The following is a 15,705-nucleotide window of genomic DNA, read 5'->3' as shown; positions in this document are numbered from 1 at the left end:
CCTTGGCACCTCGCTATCCCGGCTATTTCAGAAGATCAGTATGACGATTAACGCTCCGACAAGCATCCCCAGGCTGCGGCTCATTCGTTCGTACTTCACTTGATCGGCCTGTGCGCGGGATTCCTCATGCATAAGTTGCTGAATGGCTAACGAAATATGTTTGGTCTGATCTTGACGATCACTGGTGCCAAGGCTGAAACTCAACTGGAGCATGACTTCCCGTTCGTCTGACTTCATCGCTGATTTCCCCCATGCCTCCTCGACACCGGCTTGCAGACTCTCCCTGGCTGTAAGGCCATGTGGGGGTTCCATCCGTGTGGATGCGTGTAAAAAAAGAGTTTTCACCGGCTCTTTGGTCTGAGCCCCCATCTTGCTCATCGCATCAGGCAGCGGCGTTAAGCCGTAATTAATCTCTGTCAACAGCCGTTGTAGCGCTGCAATCAACTCACGCAGCTGCCTTGGCCGCAATGCATATTGCCTCGCCTTGTAAAATCCGGCGAGAGTACTTGCTAGCAGAATCAGCACCGCGCCAAGCATATTAAGCAAAGGCTTCACCTCCTGCCCCGGTCTGTTGCAACCCTCTCATCTTGCCATCGGACAGTCGAAAGCTCATGCCTCTGCTCGTTCGCTGTAGCTGTACATACCGCTGAAACATCTGCTCGGCAATCAGTGTTTTCAAGGCGGGTCTTGCAGATAGTTCAGACAGATCCCGTGCGTGGGCTGTGGCAATGACAGAAACTCCTGCATGCAGAGCCTCCATAACTGCCTCCGCATCCTCTGGCCGCCCAATCTCGTCCACAATTAGAACATCCGGTGACATGGAACGAAGCATCATCATCATGCCTTCAGCCTTAGGGCATCCATCCATAACGTCTGTGCGCGGCCCTACATCGAAGCTAGGCACACCTTTGTAACTTCCCGCTATTTCAGAACGTTCATCTACAATGCCCACTTTTAGTCTTGGGCGTATCCCCTGCCTCAGTTCATCACCATTTGTCAGTTTCGAGCCGTTGCTGATCTGCCTTGCCAAATCTCGCAGTAACGTTGTTTTGCCTTGCTGAGGTGGAGATAGAATCAGGGTATGCATCACCTGCCCGTTCCTCATATCTAGCAAGTATGGAAGAACCGAGTCAGCCACGCCTTGTACTTCCCGGGCAACACGGACGTTAAATCCGTTGATATCCCGTAAATATTCTACACGCCCTCCACTGAGCACCGTCCGGCCAGCTAGTCCGATTCGATGCCCTCCCGGGATGGTGATGAATCCTTTTCGCAATTCTTCTTCCAAGGTATAGAGCGAATGATTGCTTATGAGATCAAGCAGTCTGTGCGTTACTTCTTTCAGAGGAACATATGCTTCCTCTGGTTTTCCCGTTGGTATACCTTCTGGGGTGAGAAAGTGATAATTGCTGCCTGCATTAATCTCCAGTGGCCTGCCTTCTCGAATACGGATTTCCTCTACTTGTTCCAATAAGGCGGGCGGCATTCTGCCCAGAATGGTTCGGATGGGTTCCGGAAAAAGATCCCTCCATTTCACTTTCATGAGTAGGCTCCTCCAACTTGATTAATTTCATCTCTGATGCTTGTTCATATCTCAAGTTTATGCCTGTACATTCATTTTATGACGCTGAAATCTATCAATTCTTTAAGGATGATGAATGAGAGCCAAAACTCATAGACATCTCTTGTTCTAGGCACCTGTCTAGACATTCATGCATATAGTGCTTGCAGACAGATGGACTGTTCCACTGAGAAACCAATGCTCGATCCCGAGGAACAAAAAGGAGTTGTGGGGTGTGCGTGTCGACGTTGTAGGTAATGTAAATGAAGTGCGAACGATAGATATTGAAGGGCGAAGTGTCGTTGTCATTGATGTTTTGCGAACAACAAGCACAATTGTGACCGCGCTTGCCCATCATGCTGCGGGGGTTATTGCTACGGAGACTGTTCCGCAAGCCAAACAGATGTGGGTTGGAAACAGTATTCGGGGTGGAGAACGTTTTGACAAAAAAATAACCGGATTCGATGCGGGTAATTCTCCCTATGAATATATGAGTGGTGACATCGCGGAAAAAGTCATTATCCTTACCACAACAGATGGTACGAGAGCTCTGATCAAGGCATCCAGAGCCAGACATATACTTGCGGGAGCATTGTTAAACGTTAGAGCGGTTGCTTCCGCTCTACTGGAATTACAACGGGATATTTTGTTGTTATGTGCTGGAGAGCAGGATGAGTTTGCTTTGGAAGACGGCCTATGTGCCGGATGTATTATTGAAGAGTTGTATCGTCAGACCCGTTCTCCATTGCAACTAAACGATCTTGGAATCATTTTGCATCAGGCTGTGTCTCAATCTCATGATCGCATCATGGACCTGATTCGCACATCATCCAGTGCACGCAGACTGGATAAACTGGGAATGACGCATGATGTCACCTACTGTTCACAATTGAATCTACTGGATTGTGTACCCGAGATGAGGGAGGGCAATGAGTTAAAACCTTACCGTAAATTACGAGGTGGGAACATGTGCAAACGGCTGTAGTTATAGATAAAAAAAGGTGTAACGGCTGCCCATGGGCAGCCGTTACACCTTTTTGTTTATCCGTTTATTTGTAGAATCATTTACTTGATTTATCTGCGAATTTGCGGTCCACCGATTACGGCTTGCTCAGCCGTATCCAGATCATACGCTGTGTGCAGCGCTTTAATCACATCATGAAGCTTCTCTCCATCGATAACGCATGACACCTTGATCTCAGATGTGCTGACCATCTTGATGCTAACGCCTTCACCAGAGATCACTTTGAACATCTTAGCAGCTACACCTGGATGACTCACCATCCCCGCACCAACAATCGAGATTTTAACCAAGTTCTCTTCGGAAGTCACTTCACGGTAAGGCAGACGGCTGTGCAAACCTTCGATGACACGAAGTGCCTTCTCGCGATCCGACAAGGCAACCGAGAAGGAGAAGTCCGCTTTGCCATCCTGAACTCCGCTCTGCACGATAATATCGACGTCCAGTTGCTCACTAGCCAGTTCGCCAAATACTTCGGCAAGGACACCCGGGACATCGGGTACACCCAAAATACTGATGCGAGCTACGTTTTTGTCATATGCGATTCCACTTACCACTACCCCTTGTTCCATTGCTGCTTCCTCCTTCACAACCGTTCCTTCATTATGGTTAAAGCTTGATCTTACAATCAGAGGTACACCGGAATGCTTCGCGTACTCAACCGCACGCGGATGCAATACCGCCGCTCCCAGATTCGCAAGCTCCAGCATTTCGTCGTAGGATATTTCCTTCAATTTGCGTGCCACCTTGACGATCCTCGGATCAGTGGAATAGATTCCGTCCACATCCGTATAGATTTCACAAGCGTCCGCTTGAATTGCCGCTGCGAGCGCAACAGCTGTTGTATCCGAACCACCGCGGCCCAGTGTAGTGATCTCGCCGTCTTCCGTCATGCCTTGGAAACCAGCAACAATAACGATATTGCCCTCAGCGAGCGCCGATTTGACACGCTCAGGACGGATATCCTGAATCCGAGCTTTACCGTGAACCGGTTCTGTTCGGAAACCGGCTTGCCATCCTGTAAAGGATACGGCCTTGCGTCCAAGTGCCTGAATGGCCATGGATAATAAGGAGATCGAAATTTGTTCCCCTGTCGTCAGCAACATATCCATTTCACGAGCAGGCAAATCACTGTTTAGCAGCTTCGCCTGATCAATCAAATCATCTGTAGTATCCCCCATGGCCGAAACCACGACGACACATTGATGTCCTTCATCCGCTTTTTCTACAACACGTCCGGCTACACGCTTCATGCGTTCTGTATCTCCGACCGAGCTGCCCCCAAATTTCATGACGTACAATGACAACGCAAATCCACTCCCTACCTTGTGCAGTATGCATCAATTGATATCTTTCGTCATTATTCTCTACGAGAAATGACTTTAACCCAGTATATTACGAAAGCGCCTGATAGGCTAATCTTTTTTCAAAAAAACCCTTTGCCATATGCATGGCAAAGGGTCTTCACTTCTGGCTATAGAGCTTACAGCAAGTGAAAGTTACGCACGGGAAGAGTATTTACCTTCACGTGTATCAATCAGAAGCACGTCGCCTTCATTGATGAACAAAGGAACTTGTACATTCAGACCTGTTTCCACTTTTGCGTTCTTCGTAGCGCCTTGAGCTGTGTTACCTTTAACGCCTGGCTCTGTTTCAATAACTTTCAGCTCAACGCTTGTAGGCAGATCGATACCCAGGATTTCACCTTGGTAACTAACGATCTTCACGTTCATGTTTTCTTTCAGGAAGTTCAGTTCCCACTCCAGTTGATCGCTAGTCAGTGTGAATTGATCGTATGTTTCATTGTCCATAAATGTATGCTCAGAACCACTTGCATACAGGTAAGATACACCACGGTTTTCGATAATTGCACGACCAATCGTTTCACCTGCACGGAATGTACGCTCAACGGTGTTACCGTTACGCAGGTTTTTCAATTTGGAACGTACGAACGCAGCACCTTTACCTGGTTTTACGTGTTGGAAATCAAGTACGGTATAGATATCATTGTCTACTTGTACGGTCAAGCCTGTTTTAAAATCGTTAACTGAAATCACAAAAAATCCCTCCTGATATAAGTAAAAAGTATGTTCGTATGTTAGCCAATAACGGTGAACTTTTTGTCCGATTTCGTAAGAATATGAATACCTGACTCGGTAATCACAACGTCATCCTCAATTCGTACGCCGCCAAGTCCATCAATATAAATCCCCGGCTCAACTGTAACCACCATACCCGGTTTCAACACATCATCGCTAAGCTTGGACAGACGCGGAGCTTCATGAACCTCCATACCCAGACCATGGCCCGTGCTGTGTCCAAACTGTTCTCCATATCCATAGCCTGCAATGATATCCCGAGCAAGTGCATCCGCTTCCCGTCCGGTCATACCTGGTTTCAGGTTCTCCAGCGTATGTAATTGTGCTTCCAGTACGATGTCGTAAATCTTGCGCAGTTCAGGTACAGGATTACCTGTTGCGATCGTGCGCGTAAGATCTGAACAGTAACCGTCCAGTAACGCACCAAAGTCAAACGTAATCAGTTCGTCCTGTCCAATCACCTTGTTGCTGGCTACGCCGTGAGGCATGGCAGAACGTTCACCTGAAGCGACAATGGTGTCAAAGGAAGAGCTTGTTGCTCCATGCTTGCGCATGAAGAACTCCATTTCCAGATCCACTTCACGTTCAGTCATTCCCGGTTTAGCAAATTGCAAAACGTGACTGAATGTAGCATCTGCCAAATCTGCAGCACGCTGCATCACCGCGATCTCTTCTGCATCCTTGAACATACGAAGTTGCTCCACAATACCGGACACCGCTCTCAGTTTAACCGATTGCAATGTTTCCGCATAAGAAGCATGCGTACCAAATGTAACCGAATCCTGCTCGAAGCCCACTTCGGTGATATTCGCTGCTGCCAGCAAATCACGTACAGAATCCATCGGTTTTACACCGTGTTCCACCACGTTGAAGCCTTTGGCTTGAGAGGATGCTTGTGCCATATAACGGAAATCAGTAAGCAAACAGGCTTCCTGTTCAGTAATAAGCACATATCCTGCCGAACCAGTAAATCCCGTCATATAACGGCGGTTAATTGGATTCGTGATCAGCATTGCTTTGAGTTCACGCTCAGCCATGGCCTCACGTAACTTGTGTACTCGTTTGTTTTCCATCGGTAACCCTTCTTTCTCTCACATTCCCGGGTTCCCGGCTCAGGTTTGTTTGTCCAGATGACGCACGAGAGCCAGCAATCCCAGTTCATAGCTTACTTCGCCAAATCCGGCAATCTGCCCGATCGTTTCTGCTGCAAGCACTGAATGATGTCTGAACGCTTCGCGTGCATGAATGTTGGATAGATGAACCTCCACGGTAGGAACTTTCACGGCATTGATTGCATCACGAATCGCATAGCTGTAATGAGTAAAAGCCCCGGCATTCAGCATGATCCCGTCTGCCTCACCCATTGCGGCATGAATGCGGTCAATAATGTCCCCTTCATGGTTGGATTGATAAAAAGCGATGGAGACGCCCAATTGTTCAGCTTGTCTGCGAATTTTGTCTTCAATATCCTTCAGACTAAGCGTTCCATAGATACCTGGTTCACGAACACCAAGCATGTTTAGGTTCGGGCCATTGATTACAATAATTCGTTTCATCGCTGCTCCACCCTCTCTGCAAATAACCATCTGCTATTTTAACACAGCCGTTACCAGATTGAGAAGCTTTTTTGCGTCTAGGCTCCTGCATGCTCTGGCTCCCGTTTCCTTTCGTCGGTGTACTCCATCGCTACGGTGTAACCTATGAACAGCCCCCAGAGGAGAAAGAAACAAATTTCTGTGAAAATTGAATCCCATGTCAATTGATTTAACGGTTTCATCATTCCGAGTTTAGGTCCAAGGAGGATAAAGAGGATCACCCACCAGACGATTCCATACACCATGCCGGGAAACGGCCCTTTTAATTTTCGAATGGTAAAGGTATATAACAGCGAAGCAAAGATGGAAAACACGATAAAACACAGCAAGCCTGTCAAGTGACCTGCCGGCGTATATATATATTTATGCTTGAAAAAAGGTTCCGCCAGAAAACCCACGGGTACAACCGTAAAATGTAGCAGATGGAATAACCAGTGGATGCCGCCCCATATTAGCCCAGCAAAGAACCCCAGCTCCAGCGCAAAAGAAAACGGATTTGTGAAATAGTGCGCATCCCCCTGCCTTGGCACGGAGCGCCGTTTCATCAAGTTTTCGTCACGCTCTCGCGGGTGTTGCCGATTTGTGCTTTGGTCCGCTTTACCTTCGTGATTATGATTCGTTGATACGTCCTCATGAATATGATCTGTCATCATAAACGTCCCCTTCTTCGCAAGATGATCTCGCAGCCATGCTAGATATTTTCTCACAGTTCTAGGGCGTAGTATGTTCAAAACAGGACAATCTTAACAGCATCACTTGCCTTTTCTCTCGTAAACTAGAAATTGCTCTCAAAATTCGATACAATAAGGATATTAAACTGCCTTTGATTGTAAAGGCTTAGAACAGAATAGGAAGGTGAATAATTTGCCTCAACAATCCAAGCCTGTCAGCTACGGGGGGCAAGCTGTCATCGAGGGTGTAATGTTTGGCGGTAAACACGTCAATGTTACAGCCGTGCGTAGAAAAGACGGCGAAATTACGTATCTGGAAGTTCCCAAGCAAGACAAGACCTGGGTCATGAAATTGCGGCGGATTCCTTTATTACGCGGAATTGTCAGCATTATAGATTCAAGTGTCAAAGGTAGCAAACATCTTAATTACTCTGCTGACGCTTATGCTGATGATGAACTCGAACCTGAAGAAAAAGCCAAACAACAAGAGAAACAAGGAACTGGCTGGAGTCTGAGCATGATTATCGGTGTGACTGCAGTAGCCATTCTTTCCTTCCTTTTCGGCAAAATTGTGTTGACGTTGCTTCCTGTCGTGATCGAGGACTTCTTATTTAAAAGTGTATTCGACAATCAATTTTTGCATAATGTATTGGAAGGTGTCATCAAGCTGATCCTGTTACTCGCTTATCTGTGGCTAATCTCGCAGACACCGATGATTAAACGCCTGTTTCAATACCACGGCGCAGAGCATAAAGTCATAAGTGCATACGAAGCTGGCGAAGAACTTACACCGGAAAACGTTCAGAAGTACAGCAGACTGCATTACCGCTGTGGTAGTAGCTTTATCATGTTGACTGTCATCATCGGTATTTTCTTGTACTCCGTATTCACATACGATAATTTATGGGAACGGATGGGACAGCGTTTGCTTTTGTTGCCAGTTGTACTTGGTGTTTCGTTCGAGCTACTCAAGATTACGAATTCGCTTCGTGATATTCCTGTGCTCCGTTATCTGGGATACCCTGGCCTGTGGTTGCAATTGCTTACTACCAAAGAACCTACGAACGCTCAAGTGGAAGTATCCATTGCATCGTTTAACCGCATGCTTGAACTGGACGCCAAGCTTGCTAACGTTTCGACCGCAACGGAAGTTCCTGTAGCAACACTTGATCCTGTGAAAGGGTGAATGATATGAATAAGCAGGCAATTGTATTTTGGGCATTCATCGTGCTGGCTGCTCTTGGGGTTATCGGTTTATTGGGTAGAGCCTCGTTCTCCAGTATTCTGATCCCTCTGATCGTGTTCGGAGTTGTGTTCCTGCTGTACAAATATCCGCCTGCCCGTTGGTCACGAAAAGCCAAAACACCAAAGATCAAACCTTCGGCAAAAACGATGGCTAAAGTGAACGCACAGAATAATGTCAGTGCAAGAAAGAGCAGTTCGTCCAAGAAACGCAAGGACTATCCTTTTCAGGTCATTCAGGGCCAAAAAGGAAAAAGCAACGAAGAGGACATCCCTAAATATCACTGATTTGTCATTTCGGTGATGTCTCTGTTTTCTTTTTACGGTAAAATAAAACCCAAAAAGCAATTCTCCATCATCCGGAGAATTGCTTTTTTATGTTTTTATACGGGAACCAACGGCGGTGGATCCGCCTGTTTCTTCCGAATTTCTTTTCGCTGCTTTTCCAATTGCTCGTTGTACATCTTTGTATTCCATGTGTTGAAAAATTCCAGGCCGGAGGCAACGCCTGAGCGATATAAGTTCGTGCTGTCCTGAACAGAAAGATTAAATTGTGTCGGTTTAATGCCAAGCGTAGGAATTTTAACCGTACGGAATCGGTTAATCTGCTCAATGTAACGCTCATCGTGAGCCGTTAACATCGTCTCGACAAGCGCTTGCAACATGGTCAAAGGCCCTTTAATTCGTGCAGGTTCTACTTCAGTCTTACCTACCATTTTAAAACCGACTACTGGAATGATCTCTCCTCCTGATTCAGAGTGTTCTCCATCAAACAACCATAGTGGGAAGTTACTTAACAGCCCTCCGTCCACAACATAAACAAACTGATCTTGGAAAGGTAGCCCCTTGGACACTATCGGTGATTTCCGAATAATGACAGGATCAAAAAAATACGGAATGCTACAACTCATACGCACCGCTTTGGCAACCTCAAGTTTCGTCGGCTCAATACCAAAGCGCCGGATATCGTCGGGTAAGACAAGAATGTTTCCGTTGGAAATATCCGATGCGGTAATGAGCAGCTTTCCAGGCGGCAAATCAGCGAAGGTTCGTATTCCTTTTTGTGCCAGCATCTTGCGTATCCATGATTCCAGAGCTTCACCTGAATATAAACCTTTTTTCAAAAACATCCTTGTTGCCGGACCAATCCAGCGTGTATTAAATATAGGTGACCTTTGCAGAAGCGTAGCAAACGGCGTACTCTCAATAATTTCTTTCATCTCCTCGGCCCGGTAACCTGCAGCCAGTAGCGAAGCAACAATCGAACCGGATGACGTGCCAGCAACCCGGTTGAATTGCACCCCGCAGTCCTGTGCTCCCTGTACAGCACCTGCAAGCGAAATCCCCTTTACGCCTCCACCTTCAAACACTCCATTAATTAACACCACAAAAACCCCCGTTCTCCAGGCAGCCATGATTCTACTGCCACTGTATGAGAACAGGGGTTGGTCATATAACTATGAGTTGATGAATTCGTGATTATTAATAAAAAAGAATACTGTGCGTTAGACCTTACAATCCATAATAAGATTTCAGTCGTTCAATCAAACCCAGCGGGTTTTTCGTAAGATACTGGGAACTGAAATAAATGTCTCCGCCAATAGATGGATACTTCTGATTATATGTCAATTGATCAATGATTTCTTGTGATGTCTGCCATCCAATCTCTGGCGTTCCGAGTTTATAAGGAGAATGGCCGATGTACAATTTTACATTGGTATTAGCTACCTCATTAACCCACCAATCTACGACCTTATCGTATCTTGCTGCACTTAGCGTCATGCTCCAGTATACTTGTGGTGCAACGTAGTCGATCCAGCCCTGTTTGATCCATGTCCGGACATCTGCATTCATACTGTCATACGCAGTTACACCCGCTTTGGTGTCTGAGCCAGTCAGATCGTTTGCTTTGTTACGCCATACACCAAATGGACTGATCCCATATTCTACATTAGCTTTCGCTTGATGAATACGTTGTCCAAGCTGCTCTACAAACTGATTAATGTTGTCACGGCGCCATGCTGCGCGGTCTGTTGCATTTGACGCGTTATACGTTTTGTAAGCAGCATCATCGTTAAAGGTCACATTAGAAGGATAGAAGTAATCGTCCAAATGCACTCCATCCACGTTGTAGTTATTCACCACTTCCATAATGGTATCCATAATATGCTGTCTTGCTTCTGGAACACCTGGGTTAATATAAAGTTTACCCGATGCATTTACAATCCAGTCCGGATGTAGCTTGGATACATGGTTTGCAGCCAAGTTGGTTGTTGTTGCCGAGTTCGTTGCCCGAAACGGATTGAACCAGGCATGAAATTCAAGCCCGCGCTTGTGCGCTTCCTCAATCATAAAAGCCAATGGGTCGTAGCCTGGATCTTTACCCTGTGTTCCTGTCAGAACACTATTCCAAGGCACCAGACTGGAAGGATAAATGGCGTCTGCATTGGCTCTAACTTGTACAAATACAGCATTGATCCCCATGTCTTTCAATTGATCCAGTTGACTTGTGTACTCCTGTTTCTGTTTCTCTACATTGCCTTTCGCGCCAGAAGATGGCCAGTCACCATTGACTGTAGATATCCAGGCTCCGCGCATCTCATTCGTTGCTGGGGTTACACTTCCTCCTGGTTCTGCAGGTGTTGCTGGAGTTGGTTCTGGCGTTGGCGTAGGTTCTGCTCCGGTGTACAGATCAATGGTTTGAGCCGCCTGATTCCAGCTCACTTGAATTCCCAAATTTTCACTTACAAAACGAATAGGAACCATTACACGACCTTGCTTTAGTTGCACGGAAGCATCCAGATCAACCACGGCATTGTCCACTGTCGCTTGCTGACGTCCACTCGTCATCGTAATCGTTGAATCCGATTTCTGAATCGTCACCGTCCGGGTTGCCTGGGACCATAACACAGAAGCACCCAATCCTTCACTGATGACCCGTAACGGCACCATCGTTACGTTCACCTTGGGAATGATATATGGTGACACATCTGATTCCAGACGCTGACCATCCAGAAAAATAGAAATCTGTTTTGAACTTGCTGCCTGAGCGGTCAACCCTACTGACTGTAATCCAAGAACAAAAATGAGCAGTAGCAACAATCCTTTACGCAATTTCATCAATTCAATCCTCCAACATCATTAAATTTGCGGTAAATTCTACTAGTTTAATAGACGCTTGGCAGACGGGTTTAGTTGCGCAATTGACCAAATGTTGGTTGGAATTAAAATATTGAAATTAAAAATGCTCCTCGCCATTCACCTGGCAAGAAGCATCCTTTATTTATCAACATATGAATTCAAGGCTCAAGAGTCCGTGTTACTCATGATTTCCTGAATGTTTTTTAGATCTTGCAGACGGCTCTCATCCTGACGGAAATATTCCACGAGAGACTCAATACATGTAATGGAGTCCCAGCTTAAGTGATGTTCAATACCTTCTACGTCGTTATATATGTTCTCTTCCTGAACACCGATCGTCGTTAGAAACTGCTCAAGCAGATGATGGCGCTCCATCAACCGTTTGCCCATTTTTTTCCCTTTTGGCGTTAGTACCAGCCCGCGGTACTTCTCATAGATCAGGTACTCGTCTTTGTCTAGCTTTTGGATCATCTTCGTCACGGATGAAGGATGTACTTCCAGTCCTTCAGCTATATCAGACACACGAGCATAGCCCTTTTCATCAATCAATTTGTATATACGCTCCAAATAATCTTCCATACTGGGCGTTGGCATCTGCTTCCCTCTCTTCTCTCTGACCGGTTCTACGTACCTGGTCCCTATCTTCTAATGATACATGTTATCAATGCGCATTGGCAAGTCCTACCCGATTCCGATCCGCCTTACACAAGGATTGGCAGGCGTGACTTCTCTTCATTTGAGGCAAACTAAGTCCAGTTTCGTATTGAAAGGAGTGATTCTGTGAGCACAAGCGTGGCCCAGCCCCCTGTTCGAAAAGTAAAGGGTACTAAACCCTTTATTCCCGATTTGGTGTATTTTGAACCAGGTGCGCTTGAATATGAAAAAGGAAAACGGATTATGGAATGGGTAACCTCCAAAAACATTCCTTATCAGATGACCACTTCACACAATCGAATCACCAACCTTCCCGGTGAGACAGAGCAAGAAAAATACCGGATGGCCAAGCGAACTCTGGTTGTAGGGGTACGTAAAACCTTGAAATTTGACCAGTCCAAACCATCAGCAGAGTATGCGATCCCTATCTCGACAGGTTGTATGGGGCATTGCCATTATTGTTATCTTCAAACTACATTAGGTGCAAAACCATACGTTCGCGTGTATGTAAACACGGAAGAAATCATTGAAGCTGCCAAAGGTTACATCGAGGAACGCAAACCCGAAATTACCCGTTTCGAAGCAGCCTGTACCTCCGACCCCGTCGGTCTGGAACATATCACGGAAAACCTGAGTGACCTTATTCGTTTTATGGCTGATGAAGAATACGGGCGTTTACGCTTTGTGACAAAATATCATCACGTCGATCCGCTACTTAACATCAAGCATAATGGCCATACGCGTATCCGGTTCAGCGTGAATTCGGATTATGTTATCAAAAATTTTGAACCCGCAACTTCCCGCTTTGAAGAGCGAATTGAAGCTGCTGGGAAAATAGCCCATGCCGGGTATCCACTCGGTTTCATTATCGCTCCGATTATTTGGTACGATGGCTGGCAAGAAGGTTATGCTGAATTACTGCAAAAGCTGGCAGATACCTTGCCTGAAGAGGCTACCAAAGACCTGACGTTTGAAATGATTCAGCATCGTTTCACCAAAACGGCTAAAGCGACCATTGAGAAACGATATCCAAAAACCAAGCTGGAGATGGATATTGAGAAACGGAAAATGAAATGGGGCCGCTGGGGTCAGTACAAATATGTGTATAAAGATGACCAGCAAGATGCCCTGCGCGAATTCATTACAGAACGCATTTTCGAACACTTTCCTTTAGCCAACATTGACTATTTTACCTAATTCAACTCGTATATCATCAGATCAAAAAGCAGGTTGCATGTTCCAGAAAAGTTCTGGTTCCTGCAGCCTGCTTTCAATTATTTATTCTGCTGAAGAAGAAAAATGCTTCACGTTAAGTTGATCATCCAATCAGGTGTAATTTGCTGCAGCCAGATTGTTATTTGGGTCATCTGATCCGTGAATAGCAAAATACCCATTAAGAGCATTAAAGCTCCGCCAATCTTCATCATGAGGTTTGAATAACGCAAAATCCAGCGTGTTGAACCTATAAAGAACGCTAGAACAAAAAAGGGTAAAGCAAAGCCTACCGTATAACCTGTAATCAGTGTCAGCCAAGTTGAAGGTTCGCTCGCTGCCATGGCGATAATCGCCGTCAGAATCGGTCCGATACAAGGCGACCAGCCTGCTGAAAAGCCAATCCCAAAAACGAAGGAACCTAAATACCCCGCCGGCTTCCATTTCATATCCAGTTTGCGTTCTTTCATCAAAAATTGCGGCTTGAATATGCCCAACAGAAACAGTCCCATTAACATAATTAAAATTGCGGACAGCTGACGAATCAAATCCCGGTTATCATTGAAAAATTGTCCAAACAATCCTGCTCCCAGACCGAGCGAATAAAATACAGCAGAGAAACCGAGGATAAACGCCAGTGTATGCGTTAACGTCTTCAAACGCACCTCTCGCTGATTCCGATCCTCTTTCAACTGTTGCACGGTCATTCCCGTGATATATGAGAGATATGAAGGATATAGTGGAAGACAACACGGTGATATAAAAGAAGCGAGGCCAGCTACAAAAGCCAGCCATACATTAACATCAGGCATGAAGCAATGTCTCCCTTCCTTGGGCTCACTTGCTCTTTACTGTTCCTTTTCATCGATGATCATGTAATGGTTTGAACTCAGGCTCGGAACCCTTTTTTGGCAACCATCGTTAAAATCAGCATACCAATGAGCAGCAATACAATGGTTGCTCCGGGTGCCAGGTTCCAAATTCCCGCAGTAACCAGTCCAATCACAACCGCAATCTCTCCAATGACCACCGACAGAATGATGGCTGATTTGAAACTTCGAGCCATGAGTAAACTGACGGCTACAGGGATGGTCAACAGAGCGGATACAAGCAAAGCACCCACGATCTTAATCGCCGTACTGATCACCAATGCTGTCATCACTGTAATTAACATATTCAGCATTTTGACTGGCAATCCGGTCACTGCAGCTGCATCCTCCTCAAAGCTGAGCAGGAAAAACTCTTTATGTAGGAAGCCCACTACAATAACAACGATTAGGGTCACGATACCAACCAACTTCAGATCCGTTGCGTCCAATGTGTAGATGCTGCCAAACAAATAGCTCATCACATCCGCATTGTACCCTTTTCCCAGTGTGAAGAACAGCGAAGCCAGCGCTACGCCTCCAGACATAATGATCGCAATGGACAACTCAGCATAGCTCTTATATGCTTTACGCAGCTTTTCAATAGCAAACGATGCGAGTACCGCAAAAATCAACCCAACACCGATCGGGTATACCTCGATCAGAAAACCAAGTGCTACGCCTGCGATCGTTACGTGTGACAACGTGTCACCGATCATCGAGAGTCTGCGCAGTACAAGAAAAAGTCCAATCAGCGGAGCAGTGATCCCAATAAGCAAACCACCTGCAAGTGCACGCTGAAAAAAATCACTCCATAATATTTCCAAAACTAACACGACTCCTTCGGCCTATTCATCTAATGGCCCACAAACATAGCTAGCGTACCTGCGCGGTAGTATGCTGCAGGTTGGTTTCTGCACAATCCTCGATCTCATGCGAATGACGCACATGGAAATGGATCTTGCCATTCGTGAGCGCCGCTTCCGCGCCAAGATAACTCTCCATACGATCCATATCATGAGACACCATCAGGAACGTCATCCGATGATGTTCATGCATGTGGGTAATCAGTTCGAAAAAACTGGCCTGTGACTCCGCATCAATCCCCACGGTAGGTTCATCCAGAATCAAAAGATCTGGGTGATTAATCAGCGCACGAGCCAAAAAAACACGTTGTTGCTGACCGCCGGACAGTTGTCCAATACGTTTGTTTGCAATATCCTCAATTCGCATGACCTTCATCGCATCGATGCATTGTTGCTGACCTTGTCGAGAGATGCGGCGGAACATGTTTTTGTTGTTATACAAACCGGACATGACAACTTCACGAACAGTAGCCGGGAACAATGGATTAAATGCATTTTTTTGTGGCACATACCCGATCCTGTTCCAATCCTTGAATTTACGAATCGACTGTCCAAACAACTTGATATCCCCTTGTGCAGGAGGAAGCAGTCCTACCAACATACGAAGCAACGTTGTTTTCCCCGCTCCGTTCGAACCGATAATACCTACAAAGTCCCGTTGCTGAACCATAAAATTGAGATCTTGAATCACGCGCTGATCCCCGTAGGAAAAAGACAGATTTTCGATCTCGATAATCGGATCATGACATAATGGCATGATTTGCTGCATGGCAAAGC

General features: G+C 46.0%; 17 protein-coding genes. 4 read left to right on the top strand and 13 right to left on the bottom strand.

What is annotated here, in order from left to right; translation table 11 throughout:
• Positions 1-27: 27 nt before the first annotated feature.
• Complete coding sequence (gene spoIIIAB / locus ABIE27_RS04170) at positions 28-546, bottom strand: stage III sporulation protein SpoIIIAB (protein WP_123062263.1); 519 nt, start codon at positions 544-546, stop codon at positions 28-30.
• Positions 539-1,543, bottom strand: a complete 1,005-nt coding sequence (gene spoIIIAA, locus ABIE27_RS04165) for a stage III sporulation protein AA (protein ID WP_240036587.1) — start codon at positions 1,541-1,543, stop codon at positions 539-541. The genes spoIIIAB and spoIIIAA overlap by 8 nt, the downstream gene beginning before the upstream one ends.
• 253 nt (positions 1,544-1,796) lie before the next feature.
• On the opposite strand from spoIIIAA, the gene ABIE27_RS04160 reads away from it, so the two are divergent.
• Positions 1,797-2,546: a 2-phosphosulfolactate phosphatase gene (locus ABIE27_RS04160; protein WP_123062264.1), complete on the top strand. Its 750-nt coding sequence runs from the start codon at positions 1,797-1,799 to the stop codon at positions 2,544-2,546.
• An 89-nt stretch (positions 2,547-2,635) separates the two neighbouring features.
• On the opposite strand, the gene ABIE27_RS04155 is transcribed toward ABIE27_RS04160, so the two are convergent.
• From ABIE27_RS04155 to ABIE27_RS04135, 5 genes are all read right to left on the bottom strand, one after another.
• Positions 2,636-3,889 carry an aspartate kinase gene (locus tag ABIE27_RS04155; RefSeq protein WP_123062265.1) on the bottom strand — a complete coding sequence of 418 codons (1,254 nt, stop codon included), beginning with the start codon at positions 3,887-3,889 and terminating at the stop codon, positions 2,636-2,638.
• Positions 3,890-4,081: 192 nt separating this feature from the next.
• Complete coding sequence (efp, locus tag ABIE27_RS04150; protein WP_123062266.1) at positions 4,082-4,639, bottom strand: elongation factor P; 558 nt, start codon at positions 4,637-4,639, stop codon at positions 4,082-4,084.
• 41 nt (positions 4,640-4,680) lie between these two features.
• Positions 4,681-5,754, bottom strand: a complete 1,074-nt coding sequence (locus tag ABIE27_RS04145; protein ID WP_123062267.1) for a M24 family metallopeptidase — start codon at positions 5,752-5,754, stop codon at positions 4,681-4,683.
• Positions 5,755-5,793: 39 nt separating this feature from the next.
• A complete protein-coding gene (gene aroQ / locus ABIE27_RS04140) occupies positions 5,794-6,237 on the bottom strand; it encodes a type II 3-dehydroquinate dehydratase (protein WP_123062268.1) in 444 nt (147 codons plus the stop codon).
• Positions 6,238-6,314: 77 nt separating this feature from the next.
• The gene (locus ABIE27_RS04135; protein WP_429349986.1) at positions 6,315-6,821 is read right to left on the bottom strand and encodes a YqhR family membrane protein; all 507 of its coding nucleotides are present in this window, start codon (positions 6,819-6,821) and stop codon (positions 6,315-6,317) included.
• Positions 6,822-7,140: 319 nt separating this feature from the next.
• Here ABIE27_RS04135 and ABIE27_RS04130 point away from each other — a divergent pair, with 319 nt between their 5' ends.
• Both ABIE27_RS04130 and ABIE27_RS04125 read left to right on the top strand, forming a co-directional pair.
• A complete protein-coding gene (locus ABIE27_RS04130; RefSeq protein WP_429349961.1) occupies positions 7,141-8,133 on the top strand; it encodes a DUF1385 domain-containing protein in 993 nt (330 codons plus the stop codon).
• A 5-nt stretch (positions 8,134-8,138) separates the two neighbouring features.
• Positions 8,139-8,477, top strand: coding sequence for a hypothetical protein (locus tag ABIE27_RS04125; RefSeq protein WP_123062270.1), 339 nt, complete (start codon positions 8,139-8,141; stop codon positions 8,475-8,477).
• A gap of 95 nt (positions 8,478-8,572) precedes the next feature.
• Here the strand turns inward: ABIE27_RS04125 and ABIE27_RS04120 are convergent, their stop codons facing one another.
• The 3 genes from ABIE27_RS04120 to mntR all read right to left on the bottom strand — a co-directional run bounded on the left by ABIE27_RS04120 (position 8,573) and on the right by mntR (position 11,924).
• Positions 8,573-9,574, bottom strand: coding sequence for a patatin-like phospholipase family protein (locus ABIE27_RS04120; protein WP_429349960.1), 1,002 nt, complete (start codon positions 9,572-9,574; stop codon positions 8,573-8,575).
• A gap of 127 nt (positions 9,575-9,701) precedes the next feature.
• Positions 9,702-11,309, bottom strand: a complete 1,608-nt coding sequence (locus ABIE27_RS04115) for a family 10 glycosylhydrolase (protein WP_123062271.1) — start codon at positions 11,307-11,309, stop codon at positions 9,702-9,704.
• Positions 11,310-11,495: 186 nt separating this feature from the next.
• The gene (gene mntR / locus ABIE27_RS04110) at positions 11,496-11,924 is read right to left on the bottom strand and encodes a transcriptional regulator MntR (protein WP_090922556.1); all 429 of its coding nucleotides are present in this window, start codon (positions 11,922-11,924) and stop codon (positions 11,496-11,498) included.
• 186 nt (positions 11,925-12,110) lie between these two features.
• On the opposite strand from mntR, the gene splB reads away from it, so the two are divergent.
• Positions 12,111-13,181 carry a spore photoproduct lyase gene (gene splB / locus ABIE27_RS04105; RefSeq protein ID WP_429349959.1) on the top strand — a complete coding sequence of 357 codons (1,071 nt, stop codon included), beginning with the start codon at positions 12,111-12,113 and terminating at the stop codon, positions 13,179-13,181.
• 107 nt (positions 13,182-13,288) lie between these two features.
• Here splB and ABIE27_RS04100 read toward each other — a convergent pair whose 3' ends face one another.
• From ABIE27_RS04100 to ABIE27_RS04090, 3 genes are all read right to left on the bottom strand, one after another.
• Positions 13,289-14,008, bottom strand: a complete 720-nt coding sequence (locus tag ABIE27_RS04100; RefSeq protein WP_090922559.1) for a cytochrome c biogenesis CcdA family protein — start codon at positions 14,006-14,008, stop codon at positions 13,289-13,291.
• Positions 14,009-14,085: 77 nt separating this feature from the next.
• Positions 14,086-14,889 (bottom strand): metal ABC transporter permease, encoded by an 804-nt coding sequence (locus tag ABIE27_RS04095; RefSeq protein WP_429349958.1) that lies wholly within the window; start codon positions 14,887-14,889, stop codon positions 14,086-14,088.
• A 49-nt stretch (positions 14,890-14,938) separates the two neighbouring features.
• Positions 14,939-15,697: a metal ABC transporter ATP-binding protein gene (locus ABIE27_RS04090; RefSeq protein ID WP_429349957.1), complete on the bottom strand. Its 759-nt coding sequence runs from the start codon at positions 15,695-15,697 to the stop codon at positions 14,939-14,941.
• Positions 15,698-15,705 lie beyond the last annotated feature (8 nt).

Origin of the sequence: Paenibacillus sp. 4624 (assembly GCF_050435065.1) — a bacterium.
Lineage (GTDB): Bacteria > Bacillota > Bacilli > Paenibacillales > Paenibacillaceae > Paenibacillus > Paenibacillus amylolyticus_D.
Note: the sequence above shows the minus strand (reverse complement) of the source record. Positions and strands in the feature narration are given on the sequence as shown.

Coding starts and splice junctions, on each gene's coding strand:
- spoIIIAA (WP_240036587.1), bottom strand. CDS start 1,543: ATGAAAGTGAAATGGAGGGATCTTTTTCCGGAACCCATCCGAACCATT.
- ABIE27_RS04145 (WP_123062267.1), bottom strand. CDS start 5,754: ATGGAAAACAAACGAGTACACAAGTTACGTGAGGCCATGGCTGAGCGT.
- aroQ (WP_123062268.1), bottom strand. CDS start 6,237: ATGAAACGAATTATTGTAATCAATGGCCCGAACCTAAACATGCTTGGT.
- ABIE27_RS04135 (WP_429349986.1), bottom strand. CDS start 6,821: ATGAAACGGCGCTCCGTGCCAAGGCAGGGGGATGCGCACTATTTCACA.
- ABIE27_RS04125 (WP_123062270.1), top strand. CDS start 8,139: ATGAATAAGCAGGCAATTGTATTTTGGGCATTCATCGTGCTGGCTGCT.
- ABIE27_RS04115 (WP_123062271.1), bottom strand. CDS start 11,309: ATGAAATTGCGTAAAGGATTGTTGCTACTGCTCATTTTTGTTCTTGGA.
- mntR (WP_090922556.1), bottom strand. CDS start 11,924: ATGCCAACGCCCAGTATGGAAGATTATTTGGAGCGTATATACAAATTG.
- ABIE27_RS04100 (WP_090922559.1), bottom strand. CDS start 14,008: ATGCCTGATGTTAATGTATGGCTGGCTTTTGTAGCTGGCCTCGCTTCT.
- ABIE27_RS04090 (WP_429349957.1), bottom strand. CDS start 15,697: ATGCAGCAAATCATGCCATTATGTCATGATCCGATTATCGAGATCGAA.